This window comes from Vibrio sp. 10N.239.312.C11 (assembly GCF_041466065.1).
Lineage (GTDB): Bacteria > Pseudomonadota > Gammaproteobacteria > Enterobacterales > Vibrionaceae > Vibrio > Vibrio tasmaniensis_A.
The window spans coordinates 38,335-52,873 of record NZ_JBFSRZ010000014.1 but is presented as its reverse complement, the minus strand read 5'-3'; the positions used below and the strand labels follow the sequence as shown (position 1 = coordinate 52,873).

Below are 14,539 nucleotides of genomic sequence, written 5' to 3'. Positions count from 1 at the left end.
ATATGATAGGTGCAAAACTTAGTGATACTTAAAGTTAGAGATTGAACAATCCCCGGTTTGAGCGTTGATTCTGAATGAAAAAGCATGTGAATGATAATCCACACCGTCATTCCAAATCGTCTCTCCAAATATCTTACATAGCTCTAGCTCACTTACTGAACCGAACTCTTCCATGTGTTTAGCGACAGATAAAAGTTTACCTCTTATCTCTGCAGTCCCTTCCGTGTTACTCAAGCAGTTGAAAGCCATAGTTTTTTGCATATTACCTAGCCAAAATATTTCTTGTTATTAAGTTATATGAATAATCATGATAACAATTTTCTGGCGTTTGTAAATCTATTTTGTGATGAATATCTCACATAGTCGCTTGCATTGGTCGGAAATTGAACGTCATTGTTGATAGTTACCACATTAGTTTTACAACTTATTGATAAATCTTTGATTGATTATCTTTCTGAATGTGTTGATTTGTTCGAACTATGATTATTGGGATAATCAAGTTGAGCAAGTGAGTAATCATTTTAGTTTTGTACATCGTTTATTGGTTGGTTTGTGTGGCGAGCTTCGTCAATCATCGTCGCTTCTTTACGGTATTTTGAAGAGAGCTGACGAAATTTTTTACTGAGTGTATGAAGATCTTGCGAGAGTGATTGTGAGCTTTGTACGTGTACCTGTGCACTTTCTGTTTGACGGGGTAGTCTTGCTTTAGCGCAGTGTTTAGCTATGGTTTGCCACGAATGCGTAGAGACTCCGCTCCATCTAGTTCTGTAGACACAATATACGCCTGTTTTAATAGAACCTCAGAGACATCATAAGCGGTATTCATATGACTATTGAGCTGCACATTAAATCTTTGTTCGTACTTTGCCCAAAGCCCAATGATCTGCTTTTCGTTGAAATGTTTAGATAGCAACGTTTGTGATTCATAGGTCGAGAGAACTTGGTTAAATTCTTTAGTGTATTGATTATAGCGTTCTTCAAATGATAGCTGGCGATCTAACAGTGTTTGCCAGTTTTCACGGTCACAATGGTCTGCTAACGCGATATCGGCACTCAGAGGTACACTTATAATGACAACCTTCACCAAAAAATTCATGATTTACCTCTACTTAACTCGCTCTCTATTAAGAGTATAGATGAGCAGCAACATGAGTTGATGTACACTTGAAACATACCTAAAACGGAAGAGCTGGTGGATTTGATGAAAAAAGCGCTGATCGCTTTACTTGTGTTATTAATATTGGGCGGAGGGGGGGCTGCATACTACTTCTTCGTCATGAAAAAAGACCCCACTCCGCCAGAGAAAAAGGAAGCGCCGGCTGTTGAAGTCGCGGCGCAATCTGAATATGACCTTACATCCCTCACTACTCCTCAGCCTGAGCCAGAACAGACTGAGTTCTACGTTTTAGATAGAAAACTTAAAGTAGTCGAGCAGCCCGAAATTGATGGTTTGATAACCGACTATCTTTATAAGGGCGAAAAGGTCGAACTACTAGAGAAGCAAGGTGAATGGGCGCGTATCTCTGACTATATTGTTTTAAAGGAAGGCGGGCCACAGACGGCGGAATGGATTTCAATGTCTGGACTATCTAGTGATGAAGTGATTATCTCTGAGCAAGAAAACAGAGAGATATTAGATTCATACTTGGCTAAATCCGATGATCTGAAGCTCCATCAAGAGAAGTTCCGCAACACGGTAGCTAAGCTTATCTCTGAAGGGGAGTGCGACCCAAGTGATTTTGAAGAGTTAGGCGGTTGGGTTAAATCAGTTAAATACAGCAACCGAGCCGTTTATTTTATTTATTGTGGTGGGTTGTCTCTTGAAAACAAAATTTATCTAGATGTAAATACTAATGAAACATTCACGAAGTATGAGCCGATTCCTATTTAATATGGGTATTCGTCACTGACTTTTAATTACTCTATTTCCCCAAGATATTAACTAAAGCCTACTCATAGATTGAGTGGGCTTTTTTATTCTATCTATAATGCTGGATTTTTCTATTTACCCTGTAATTCATGTTGAATCTTATATATAACCATCATTAAATATTTACTAATGGGTAATAAGATCTTTCCTATTATTCTCATGATCAATCATTTCAAATTCCCACATTGCATTCTTCTTGAAACAAGCTAGGAAGTGTTGGTTTATCTCTAATTAACAAAGGCTTACCTGCTTGTTGATAAAGTTGAAATTAAGTAAAGCTTATTTATTTCAGCGCCTTACGATAATTTACATGTGTGTAATATTTCACTAGAACTGTAAGGCAAGTCACGTTTTTAATCATACTCCCAAATTATTTTCGATTTGTAATAATACTTTTTGATTTTGAGTTGTAGGGTTTAATTAAAGCAAAACGTAAAGTTTAATTATCAACTAAGACATTATCTTATTAACATCATTGTTATTTAATTGCTTGTAAGGGATGGAATCATTAATGAAAAAACTTGCTTTAATTACAGGGTCAAAAGGCGGTATCGGCTCAGAAATTTCCTCTAAGTTAGTTGCAGACGGCTATCGTGTTATCGCGACTTATTTTACTGGGAATTACCAATGTGCCTTGGATTGGTTTAACGAAAAACAATTCACCGAAGATCAAGTGAGATTGTTTGAATTAGATGTTACCAATACTGCGGAATGTGCGCTGAGCTTAAGCAAGTTGTTAGAAGAAGAAGGCACGGTGGATGTGTTGGTCAACAATGCGGGTATAACGCGTGACAGTGTTTTTAAGAAGATGGATGCCGAAGCATGGAAAGACGTGATTGAAACGAACTTAAACAGCCTTTTCAATGTTACTCAACCACTGTTTGCGCCTATGTGTGAAAAGGGCAATTGCCGCGTCATTAATATCTCTTCAGTGAATGGTCTTAAAGGTCAATTCGGACAAACTAACTACTCAGCAGCGAAAGCCGGGATGATTGGTTTTTCAAAAGCGCTTGCCGCTGAAGGCGCTAGGAGTGGTGTGACGGTAAATGTTGTTGCCCCTGGCTACACAGGCACGCCTATGGTTGAACAAATGAAACCTGAAGTCCTTGATTCTATAAAGAATCAAATTCCAATGAAACGGTTAGCGACGCCTGTTGAAATTGCCGATGCAGTGGGCTTTTTAGCGAGTGAGTCTGGGGCGTACATTACAGGCGAAACATTGTCAGTGAATGGCGGCTTGTACATGCACTAATTGGCGAAACTGAAGGGATTGGAATGATGGAAAAAGTATTTATTGTTGCGGCCAAGCGCACTCCTATTGGTGCATTTACTGGGTCGCTAAAAAACGTATCTGCGGGTGAGTTAGCTGGCGTTGCGATCAAAGGCGCACTTGAGTCTGTCGATCTTTCGTTAGATGCGATTGATGAAGTGATCGTCGGCAATGTGGTTTCGGCAGGTCAAGGCATGGGGGTTGCTCGTCAGGCTTCCATTTATGCGGGGCTTCCTGAGGAAACGCCAGCATACGGCGTGAACATGATTTGCGGCAGCGGTATGAAATCAGTGATGGACGCAGCGGCGCACATCAAAGCACAAGATGCTGAAGTGGTTATTGCTGCTGGCGTTGAAGTGATGTCCCAAATTCCGTTTGTGGTGCCCGCGAGTGTTCGTAATGGTCACAAAATGGGTGATATCTCAATGAAAGACTTATTGGTTGGTGATGGCTTAACCGATGCGTTTAATCACTACCACATGGGCATGACGGCTGAAAATATCGCCAACACGTTAAATATTTCGCGCCTAGCTCAAGATAACTATGCCCTAGAAAGCCAACAGAAAGCCGTCGCAGCGATTGAAGCGGGTAAGTTTAACGAGCAAATCGTGCCTGTAGAAGTTAAGCAGCGCAGACAAACCGTCATTTTTGATACCGATGAGTATCCGAAGTCAGACGCGACATTCGAAGCTCTGCAAAAGCTTCGCCCAGCCTTTGACCGTGAAGGGTCTGTTACGGCAGGTAACGCTTCGGGCATCAATGATGGCGCAAGTGCAATCATCTTAGCGTCTGAATCGGCGGTCGTGAAATACGGCCTGACACCACTGGTAGAGCTGAGCAGCTACGCGCAATCTGGTTTAGATCCCAAAATTATGGGGTTAGGCCCAGTAGAAGCGGTATCTAAAGCGCTTGATAAAGCGAATCTCACCCTCGAAGAAATAGATTTGTTTGAATTGAATGAAGCGTTTGCAGCACAAGCTCTTGGCGTAATGTACCAATTGTCAGAGCAGCATGATTTACCGCTTGATGCGTTCAAGCCAAAGGTCAATGTGAATGGTGGTGCAATCGCGCTTGGTCACCCTCTAGGTGCGTCTGGCAATCGAATTATTGTTTCACTCATCCATGAAATGCTTGAACAGAAAACGACTTATGGCGTTGCTTCACTCTGCGTGGGTGGAGGAATGGGAACCGCTGTTTTGCTAAAAGGTATTGAAGGTTAGAGCCTAAGGTATCGGTAGCAAGCTTAAACATCGGATCAGCTTTTCAAAGCATCGCGAGCTCATAGATGAATGTTGGCTGAAACGATGATTATACAAATTTATTAAACTATGTATTCATCAGGAGTTACTTATGTACACGGATATTTTCAAAACAATTACTGACCAAACAGAAAAGCAATTTGAACCGTACTTAAAGTTCAACAAGTTGGTTGCTAAGAACATTCAAACGATGACAGAACTGCAAATGAATGCGATGCAGACTTATACGGATATGGGTCTTTCTCAAATGAAGGCAGTAAGCGAAATCAAAGACGTAAACAGCCTGACCGCTTTCAATAGTCAACAACTCACGGCATTAACTCAACTGTCTCAGCAAATGATGAGTGACAGTACAAAATTGCAAGCGGCTGCCAAAGAGTTCAAAGACGATGTTGAAACACTAACAACTGAAAACTTGAAAACAGTCACACCTGCATAAATTTAATCGCCATCGAATGAGGCAGTTTTACTGTGACATTCGGTGGCGATTTTCCGATTATTGGAGTCATGTTATGTTTCAACACTTCTTTTCGGACTACCTTGTTAAACTTCAACAAACAAACCAGCAATGGTGGGATAATTTTGAACAAAACAAGGAAGCCGCGCAATCTCCCCTAAATCAAGCGATGCAAGAATTGAATTTTGATGATGCATCAAAAATCTTCGAGCAAGCCGCCAACCAACCCGCCGTCCTGCTTCAGCTGCAATCTCAATGGTGGGAACAGCAACTGCAAATCTGGCAAAACGCAGCACTGATGGGCAACACTGAAAGTATCATCTCAGAAGAGCGCAGTGATAAGCGCTTTATCGATGATGCATGGAAGAACGACCCTTTCTATAGCTTCATCAAGCAATCCTATTTGTTATTCAGTAAAAGCTACATCGACACCATCAATTCTATCGAAGGCATCGACGAGAAAACCAAAGAGCGTGTGGCGTTCTTTTCTCGTCAGGCAATCAATGCTCTCTCTCCAAGCAACTTTATTGCAACGAATCCAGAGTTGATGAAACTGACGCTTGAGCGAAATGGTGAAAACCTTCTCGATGGGTTAGAGCAGTTACAAGCAGACGTTGAAGCAAGCGCCGATATACTCAAGATCCGCATGACCAACAACAATGCTTTTCGATTAGGTGTGGATGTTGCTAACACCGAAGGTGATGTTGTCTTTCAAAACGAGTTGTTTGAACTGATTCAATATTACCCCAAGACGCCGCAGGTCAATGCGACGCCTCTGCTGATCGTCCCGCCATTCATCAACAAGTACTACATTCTTGACCTTCGTGAGAAGAACTCAATGGTGCGCTGGTTACTTGAGCAAGGACATAGCGTATTCATGATGTCTTGGCGCAACCCAGGTGAAGCGCAGAAGGACACTGAGTTTGGTGACTATGTCACGGAAGGCGTGGTTAAAGCCGTTGCTGCGATTGAAAACATCACAGGCAAAGAACAAATCAATGCGGCAGGTTATTGTATTGGCGGCACGGTACTCGCGTCTACGGTGGCTTACTACGCTGCGAAGCGCATGAAAAAGCGCATCAAAACAGCGACCTTTTTTACCACCTTGTTGGATTTCTCGCAGCCGGGTGAGGTGGGCGCGTACATCAATGAGACAATCATCAATGCTATTGAGAAGCAGAACGATGGCAAGGGCTATATGGATGGTCGTTCGTTGAGCGTGACGTTCAGTTTGCTTCGAGAGAACAGCTTATACTGGAACTACTATATTGATAACTACCTCAAAGGCAGTAGCCCGATGGAGTTTGATCTTCTGTACTGGAACAGTGATAGCACTAACGTGGCGGCTAAATGCCATAACTTCTTGCTGCGAGAGCTTTATCTTGAAAACAAACTGGTTCAAGACAAAGGCGTGAAAGTGGGCGGCGTATGGATTGATTTGAATAAAATTAAGATACCAAGCTACTTCATCTCGACCAAAGAAGACCATATCGCGTTGTGGCAGGGGACTTACCGTGGTGCATTGAACACTGGTGGCAACAAGACGTTTGTTCTGGGCGAGTCTGGTCATATCGCAGGCATTGTTAACCATCCAGAGAAAAAGAAATACGGCTACTGGTTGAACGACAACCTAGACGACTCTGCTGACGAATGGCTAAACAACGCAAGTCACAACGAAGGCTCATGGTGGACACATTGGGATCAATGGTTACAAGGCTTTGAAGCTGACGAGAAAATCGAACCTTTCAATCAAGGTTCCGAGCTACACCCTGTGATTGGCAAGGCTCCGGGTAACTATGTAAAACAGGTACTTCCTATCGTCGATAAAGAAGTCGTTGATGTACAGGCTCCGAAAAGCGACGCTTAGCTTGTTTAACGTGAGTGGTTGATACCTATTTCTACTAGGGTATTAGCCACTTATATCAGAGGTGCACTTATCAAGCGCCTCAATACCCAAACGCCGAATACCACTTGAGGTGTAACAATACAAATCGTCGTAAAAAAAACGGCCGTCTAGAGTTGTTGCATATGCCTTCAGTATGCTCCCACTATGAAATATCTCTATTCACCCTAAATTTACCTTCGAGTTGGCAAACTATTCGCTACTTTCATAAGGAGAAGTAGCGATGAATTACCGCATGTTAATGACTCTAGGGGTTTTGTTTAGTGCAAATGTATTGGCTGAACTTGATGAACCAGGCTGGGGAGGCGAAGTTGGAGTATTGGTCGGCTTTGGTAGTGAAACCGATGACTCAGAGGCTGTAAAAAAAGGCAGCTTGAACAGCAAGGGAGAATCGGATTCGAGTGCGCTTGTTGTACCACTGGGACAGTTGCGCTACACGTTTGGTTCAGATAGCGACCAGCAGGTCTTTATGGGGACCTCGCGTGGCGATATCATTGAAGGTGTTTTTGCTTTTGAATTTGGCTACGCACTGGAATATGGCAATGAATCGGTTGTATCGTTCTCTTACCTTCCAACAATCGCAAATGGTGAAGTATGGGAAGACCCGTTCATAGCCAATACTGCGAGGACTAAAACCGATATCTCTGGTGATACCTTTCGTGTACAACTCGACAACTTATTAGATATTGGTTTATCGGGTGATTTCGCTGTCTACAAGCAAGACATTAAAAATGACAAATCGGGCGTTCACCTAGGAGTGCCAACAGGTGTACTCCAACGTGACGCTAAAGGCTATTATGCAAGCCTATCTATGGAGATGCCTGTTAGTGGGAGCTCTTTTATCGAACCATCGTTGTCTTATCAAAAACATCTTGCAGACGGTGAAGCAGTTTCTTTCTCTTATTACTCTGGCTCGTTGACCTACATAATGATGGTGGATGATCATGCATTCTCGGTCAATGCAGATTACAGCCACCGCTCATATGATGCATCCAATCCAGTATTCAAGAAAACACGTGAAGACAATGGATATAGCGCAACGCTTGGCTATGAATATATGGACGTTATGGGTTGGCAAGACTGGGGATTCAACGCATTAGCGGGTTATTCTAGTAACAATTCCAATATCGCATTCTATGATACCAGCGGATATTTGATGAGTGTTGGTGTTAGCTATCACTTTTAAGTAATTGACTACTTAATCACGATGAGTTGAGGGCTAGCATATTTGTTAGCCCTTTTTACTGTTTACTTTTTCGGCTAGAGGCTGCGACTGAATATGAGTGATGAAGCTTAAATTCAGTCAATGGCGACCCAAAATGTCCGGTCGGACCGCCATGAAGCTTGGTCATTCAACTTAAACGAAGTTAAGTATTGGTATTTGATTTTTCTTCGACCGGCAAATGAAGCCGAGCCAACAAGCCTCCCTCTATTTCCTCTGCTTCAAGGTGCCATCCTAGCTTCTTACATATTTTCTCGGTTAAATCCTGCCCAAGGCCAAAGCTATCTTGAAATGGCAGATCAAGTTCCTGTGTGTTTATATTCTTGATGACTATGCTGTTTTCTTCGAAATAGATATGGATAGTGCCGCTATGTGTGTATTGGAAAGCGTTACGAATGAGGTTACCAACGACAATTTTGATTGGAGTCTCTGGAAGTTCCACTGTTGGGGCATGAAGGTAATTGCGGATGATGTCGATCTCTTCACCTTGAATTAAATACTCCAACTCTTCTATCAAATTATCTAATAAAGCGACGACCGAAACTAAGCTCTGATTCGGTGGCGTTTCACTCTTTCGGACTAGCCAGAGCATTGTTTCGGTAATTTGCTGCACGTTGCTGCTCGCGCGGTCGATACGATTGATCGGGCGCTGTAAATCTGAGGGGAGGGAGATGCGCTCTAAAATCTCCATATTTGCTCGTATGATTGCAATAGGCGTTCTCAATTCGTGACTAGCATGAGAAAGGAAACGTTGTTCTCTTTCTACCAAGTGCGCATTCTTACTTAGTGCCTTTTCGAGATAAAGCGCAACGCGATTGTATTCACTAAATTTAAAGTTGGGAGCGGGGTTCGTCAATAGGTCGTTGGACGCACTTTCTGACCATTCGACGAGTTGTTCGGTTTTTTTCCCTACTTGATAACTGTAGAGCCAAAGTGCCAATACAATAAAAAAGATATAGCCAAGAGCTATGTAGATAATCAGATTGAAGCGATGATCGAACCACACGTCTATTGTGTCGCCGATCAGGCGGTAGTCGTACCGAGCAACGCCAAATACCGAACGACCGTTTTCGAGAGTAAAACGATAGACACCAATGACCGCTTCTTTCTTGATATCGTTGGTGACGGTTTCATCAACGAAGACGACTGTGAATTCATTGTTTGTCAATGTCACATCCCGAAGTACATCTTTGCCATCGATCTTTATGCCTGGCAATTGGTCATAATAAAATGACACCACGTAGGATTTAGGCAGTTTGGCCTCTGGATTTATAAGACGCACTTCGTTAAAGCTCAACCATTCACTGGCGAGTCGCATCTTTACTGAATCTTCTATTCCATATTCAAAGTGACGGATTAAGAGCTCTCCGAATAGTAAGGCTGTCAGAAGTGATAAGCCTAAGAAAAAGGTGGTTAGGTGCCCCCGTATTGGGAAGCTCTTTTTGATGCTCATGGTTGCTCTTTTATCCTCAGACCTTGACCAACGACGGTTTCAATTAAATTGGATTCAAATGGTTTATCGATTTTTTGTCTCAGTTGATAAACCTGCACTTTGATGTTGTTACTTTCTGGTGCGTCATTTGGCCATAAACACTCTTCTATCTCGCTGCGACTCACTACTTGTGGACTTCGGCGCATGAGGAGTTCTAAAAGCATTCGATTGAGTCGATTTAACTCTAAGATTTGATCTGATCTTGATACTTGCTGGTTTTGTAAGTCGTAAACTAGGTCACCTCGTACTAATCTTTTTTGTTGGCTACTTCTTCGCTTAGAGAGCGCCTTGATACGTAAGGCGAGCTCTTTCATTGCAAATGGCTTGATTAAGTAGTCATCGGTGCCAGCATTGAAGCCAGCTTCTTTGTCTTGCAGCGTATCTTTTGCTGTCAGCATCAAAATAGGCGTATCGTCACCGTCGTCTCGAAGTCTTTCACAGACAGTAAAACCATCTATTTTAGGTAACATTAGGTCAAGAAGAATAACGTCATAGTAGTTTTGTTTTGCGAGTGTAAAACCGCTTAACCCGTTGTAAGCATGATCGCATTTGATGTTTTCAAATTCGAGAAACTCTGCAACAGAAGCGGCGAGCTCCTTGTCATCTTCAACTAATAACACGTTGATAGATAAGTTAGATTTCATTTTTCTTAACCCCAGTTAAAGAAGCGGATCTTTGGGTAATTATGTTGTGATACAGCCGCTTGATATCTTGTTGAACCATTAGCAATACGGGTACCAAAAGAAGTGTTATTACCGTTGCGAATAAGATTCCATACCCCATTGACGTAGCTGCTGGTATTAAAAACTGAGCTTGAGGAGAGGTCTCTGACAGTAAGGGCACTAAGCCAAAATACGTGGTTGCAGAAGTCAGCACAATAGCCCTTAAGCGTCCTGTTCCTGATTCAATTAACGCCTCGTACACGGTATCACCACTCATTATCTTGGTATTAAAGCGTGAGATCAGTAAGAGGCTATCATTCACGACGACCCCGGTTAATGCAAGCATTCCAAACAGAGAAAGTATACTGATGGGTATCCCTTGGATTAAGTGTCCCATCAAGGCGCCCACAATACCAAATGGAATTGTGCACATGATCAGCAGTGGCTGGAAATATGAGTTGAGTGGTATTGCAAGCAATGCGTAGATGCCGATAAGAGCGATAGCAAACACGCTATACAGTGAATTTGATATTTGTTCCTGCTCTTGTTGCTGTCCAGAAAGGACAATGTTTAGGTCACGATACTTATTCTGTAATCTTTTAAACAGGTCGCTATCTAACTTATCAATGATCTCTTCTGGAGAGGCGATAGTTTTATCAACATCAGCTGTTATCACGTTGACTCTGTTACGATTCATTCGTTCAATATTTTTGGACACATATCGAGTCGATATATTGGCTACCGCATTGAGTGGTACTAACTTACCATTGCTCAAGCGAATTTGTGCGTATTTGAGATTATCCAGTGTTTGTCTTTTTGCCCGTGGATACTGAATTTTGACCTTTATTTCATGCGAACCTTCTTGAAATTGCTGCACTTCATAACCTTGATAGGCCATGTTGAGTTGCTGTAAGAGATTCGATGTAGTAAGCCCCATCGTTAACCCCATATCGTTAACTTTAATATCAACTTGGGCTTGTGTATTCGCGAGGCTACTTTTTATTCCATGCACACCTTGTACATTATTGAGATGATCCGTCAGTTCGCGAGTTGCGTTGCTGATCGTTGCTTCATTTTGACTTCTCAATTCTATGCTTATTGCTTTATCGCTGATCATATCGGCTAAGAAATTGGCGCTGTCTATGCCTTCAAGTGTTGGGACCATGGATTGCCATTCTTTAGCGATAGCACCCGCGCTGATTGGGCGTTGAGTGTTGCTCGAAAGGCCAACAATGATTTGCGAACTGTTATTGGTGGTTTCTACCAATACACTTTGGATTGGTGGTACAGACAGCGCATATTGCTTCACCAACGAATCATTCAATGATGCCGCCATTTGTTCAACTTTAAGTGTTTCACGTTGTACTAATCCGTAGCCAGTATCATCTTCGAATGCGAGCTCGATCGTGATGAAGTTAGTAGAAATCTCTGGGAAAAATACCGACTTAAGTTTGCCAGTTATTAGCGAACCGCCAACTAGAATACACAGGGAAAAAAAGCCACAAATTACAGCATAACGATAGCGTATAGCCAGTTGTAAACAGGGTTTGTAGAGATGCCAAGTGATGTACTTGAAACCACGTAGAACACGCTGTTGAATATAGTGCCATACGGCAGGAATACCCCATGCTGAAGTCGGTTCCATTTTGACTCGGGCAAGGTGAGCTGGGAGAATTAATTTGGACTCAATGAGTGAGAAAATCAGGCAGAAAGTTGCAGCCATGGCAAATTGCGCAAAGATCTTACCGAGTTCCCCTTCGATTAAGCTGAGAGACATAAAAGCGACGATGGTCGTCAATACACCAAATGTGGTTGGTGTTGCCACTTTTTGCGCGCCAGCGATGGTCGACTCAACGGACGCTCCGTGTTTCTCTCTTTGTTCGTAAATACTTTCACCAATGACGACTGCATCATCAACAACAATTCCGAGGGCCATGATGAAGCCAAAGGTGGTTAATTCATTAAGGGTGAGTCCAAAGAAAGAATCTCCCATAAGGACCATTGCACCGGCAAACGTAACAGGTAGGCCAACGGCAACCCAGAAAGCCACACGTATGTTTAAGAGCAGAGCCAGTAAAATAACAACGAGAGCGATACCTTGAGCACTGTTCTTAAGTAGCAAAGATAAACGGCTTTTAATCGGCTCACTTTGATCATTCCATTGGGTCAGGTGGATACCGTTCGGCAGAGTCAATTGGTAAGCATCAACGATGGATTTGGTCTCTTGGGCTAGCTGGTTGATGTTTGATTGACCATACATTTTTACCTTTAATCCCACTGATGGATGGCCGTTATAACGAGTAATGATGCCGTCGTCGTCAAATCCTAATTCAATATGTGCCACGTCGGACAAGAGTATGGTTTGCCCTGTTGCTGTGCGTTTAATTGGCAGCGAAGCGAACTCTTTCGCGCTTCGGTGTTGCTGGTCCGCTTTAAGAACTAACGTCCCTTGAGAACCTTTGAGCTGGCCGGCCGTTTGGGTTAATGATTCTGCTCTAATTTGGCTGACAATTTGCTCCATCGTAAGACTGAAAGCTTGCAATTTGGCCTCGTCAATTTCAATCGAGACCTGCTGAGATTTTCGGCCAATGTAATCAACCTTTTGTATCAAAGGAGAGTTTAGGAGCTTGTGTCGTAACTCGTCTAAATAACGCTGTAATGCACCGATAGGCACGTCACCAAACAGGTTAATTGAAACTACCTCTTCAAGGTCGGCTTGACGCGTGATCACTGGTTTTTTTGCTTCACTAGGTAAATCGCCAATAGCATCAACCGCACTTTTTACATCTTGTTGCAGTTTGTCGAGTGAATAGCCACTCGACTTAGTGATGGTTACCGTGGCACCGTCACTATTTGAACTGCTGTGTATCTGTTTGATGCCTTCTACACCTAACAATGAATCTTCTATTTTTATCGCAATGCTTTCTTCAGCAGAGCGAGCTGAGCCACTTTGATATTCGACGCTTACCGTAATATTGGTAGGGGGGAGTGAGGGGAAGCTTTCTACCCGTGATTGGATAACCGAAAAACCACCCGCGACTATGATCAAAACCATTAAAAGATTTGCGGCAACTGGGTTGTGAACAAACCATGCGATAACACCATGAGTTTTTAGGTTATTGTCCATCATTCACCTCTTTAAGTGATTTGTCCCCAGAGGCAGGAGTCGGGAGGCTCCGATTTAATGCGAGTTTGTCCGTGTCGTCTGCGTGAGAGCTATCCGAAAGTGCTAATACTTGCATTCCCTCCACGTAGCTGGACAACGGCTTTACAACCAAAGTGATGTGTTGATTTAGGTTGCCCTGTTTAAAACCAATCGCATCGATATCTTGAAACAGTGATTGAGTCTTGTGACGATGAAGTTGACCTTCTTTGACGTACCAAATATTGCCGTCTGCAGTAATGGAAGAGGATGAAACTACAAAACTATCTGAGTAGCTCTTACCTTGAATGACAACTTTAACAAAGCTCCCGATCAGCAAAGGCTCTGGCTGTTGAAGAGGGGAGTCTATTTTTAATATGAGGTTACGCATACGTGTTGATTGTTCCACGAGCAGTGAAAGGTGACTCGCCCGTGCTGCCCATTGTTGCCCTGAATCTGAATTTGATGCTGACTGAATTGTCACCGACAGTGCACTCAAATCGGAGGGGAGCTGTTGCCAGTCGCGTTCTGTGAGCTGAAGATGTACTTCAGCAGTTTCTATGGATTTGATCTGTCCCAACGAGGTTCCGGATGCAACAACACTGCCTGTGGTGACGTTGCTTTGGCTGACAATGGCATCAAAAGGAGCATGGATATTCGTGTTATTTAGTTGTTGCTTAGCATCTTCAACTGCTTGTTGTGCGGCGTTTAATCGTGCCTTTGCTGCTTTAAACTGAGGCTCTCGCAAAGCGAGGGGGCTCGGTGCCTCTTCTATACCTGAAGTTTTCCACTCTTTTTTAGCACGTTGATGTTTGCGTTGTTCTTGGAAAAATGAAAGTTGTGCGTTAGCTAGCTCCTTTTCTGCGTTAGCCAGAAGTACTTGGTAACTGGAATCGTCAATGTGAAATAGCAGATCACCTTTAGAGATTTGTTCACCTAGTTGAAATTTTTTTGCTTTCGAAAGAATCACTCCTGAAACCTGACTCGTGAGCGTTAAAGTTTCTTCTGGAATTACCTGACCGTAACCTTCAATGGTAGAGCGGTGTTCCCCGGCAGCAATGTCGACTGTGGTGACTTTGATATATTGTCGAGGCTGAGCTTCCAGCGCTAACGTTGTTTCTTCGGGGATTGACTTCATGATGTACATCGCGGTGGCAATGATACTGAGCAAGCCCAAAGCTGTAACAAGTATCTGTTTCATT

The 14,539-nt window shown here is 42.9% G+C and carries 11 protein-coding genes and 1 pseudogene; 6 read left to right on the top strand and 6 right to left on the bottom strand.

What is annotated here, in order from left to right; genetic code table 11:
• Positions 1-18 precede the first annotated feature (18 nt).
• The gene (locus AB6D07_RS08560; RefSeq protein ID WP_009845471.1) at positions 19-261 is read right to left on the bottom strand and encodes a hypothetical protein; all 243 of its coding nucleotides are present in this window, start codon (positions 259-261) and stop codon (positions 19-21) included.
• Positions 262-521: 260 nt separating this feature from the next.
• Positions 522-1,096: pseudogene (locus tag AB6D07_RS08555) on the bottom strand (hypothetical protein).
• A 96-nt stretch (positions 1,097-1,192) separates the two neighbouring features.
• Between AB6D07_RS08555 and AB6D07_RS08550 the strand changes: the two are divergent.
• From AB6D07_RS08550 to AB6D07_RS08525, 6 genes are all read left to right on the top strand, one after another.
• Entirely contained in the window at positions 1,193-1,891 is a 699-nt protein-coding gene (locus AB6D07_RS08550) for an SH3 domain-containing protein (protein WP_017101825.1), read from the top strand.
• Between the two features lie 550 nt (positions 1,892-2,441).
• A complete protein-coding gene (locus tag AB6D07_RS08545; protein WP_017102871.1) occupies positions 2,442-3,182 on the top strand; it encodes an SDR family oxidoreductase in 741 nt (246 codons plus the stop codon).
• A 26-nt stretch (positions 3,183-3,208) separates the two neighbouring features.
• Positions 3,209-4,420, top strand: coding sequence for an acetyl-CoA C-acetyltransferase (locus tag AB6D07_RS08540; protein WP_017101826.1), 1,212 nt, complete (start codon positions 3,209-3,211; stop codon positions 4,418-4,420).
• 130 nt (positions 4,421-4,550) lie between these two features.
• Entirely contained in the window at positions 4,551-4,898 is a 348-nt protein-coding gene (locus AB6D07_RS08535; RefSeq protein ID WP_012600514.1) for a phasin family protein, read from the top strand.
• Positions 4,899-4,971: 73 nt separating this feature from the next.
• Complete coding sequence (gene phaC / locus AB6D07_RS08530; protein ID WP_017102870.1) at positions 4,972-6,783, top strand: class I poly(R)-hydroxyalkanoic acid synthase; 1,812 nt, start codon at positions 4,972-4,974, stop codon at positions 6,781-6,783.
• A 259-nt stretch (positions 6,784-7,042) separates the two neighbouring features.
• The gene (locus AB6D07_RS08525) at positions 7,043-8,005 is read left to right on the top strand and encodes a DUF2860 domain-containing protein (protein WP_017101828.1); all 963 of its coding nucleotides are present in this window, start codon (positions 7,043-7,045) and stop codon (positions 8,003-8,005) included.
• A gap of 181 nt (positions 8,006-8,186) precedes the next feature.
• On the opposite strand, the gene AB6D07_RS08520 is transcribed toward AB6D07_RS08525, so the two are convergent.
• The 4 genes from AB6D07_RS08520 to AB6D07_RS08505 are packed head-to-tail and all read right to left on the bottom strand — an operon-like array spanning position 8,187 to position 14,538.
• Complete coding sequence (locus tag AB6D07_RS08520; protein WP_017102869.1) at positions 8,187-9,494, bottom strand: HAMP domain-containing sensor histidine kinase; 1,308 nt, start codon at positions 9,492-9,494, stop codon at positions 8,187-8,189.
• Entirely contained in the window at positions 9,491-10,177 is a 687-nt protein-coding gene (locus AB6D07_RS08515) for a response regulator transcription factor (RefSeq protein WP_004731337.1), read from the bottom strand. The genes AB6D07_RS08520 and AB6D07_RS08515 overlap by 4 nt, the downstream gene beginning before the upstream one ends.
• Positions 10,167-13,322 (bottom strand): efflux RND transporter permease subunit, encoded by a 3,156-nt coding sequence (locus AB6D07_RS08510; RefSeq protein WP_017102868.1) that lies wholly within the window; start codon positions 13,320-13,322, stop codon positions 10,167-10,169. Before AB6D07_RS08510 ends, AB6D07_RS08515 begins: the two co-directional genes overlap by 11 nt.
• Complete coding sequence (locus AB6D07_RS08505) at positions 13,312-14,538, bottom strand: efflux RND transporter periplasmic adaptor subunit (RefSeq protein WP_017102867.1); 1,227 nt, start codon at positions 14,536-14,538, stop codon at positions 13,312-13,314. The genes AB6D07_RS08510 and AB6D07_RS08505 overlap by 11 nt, the downstream gene beginning before the upstream one ends.
• Position 14,539: the final 1 nt, after the last annotated feature.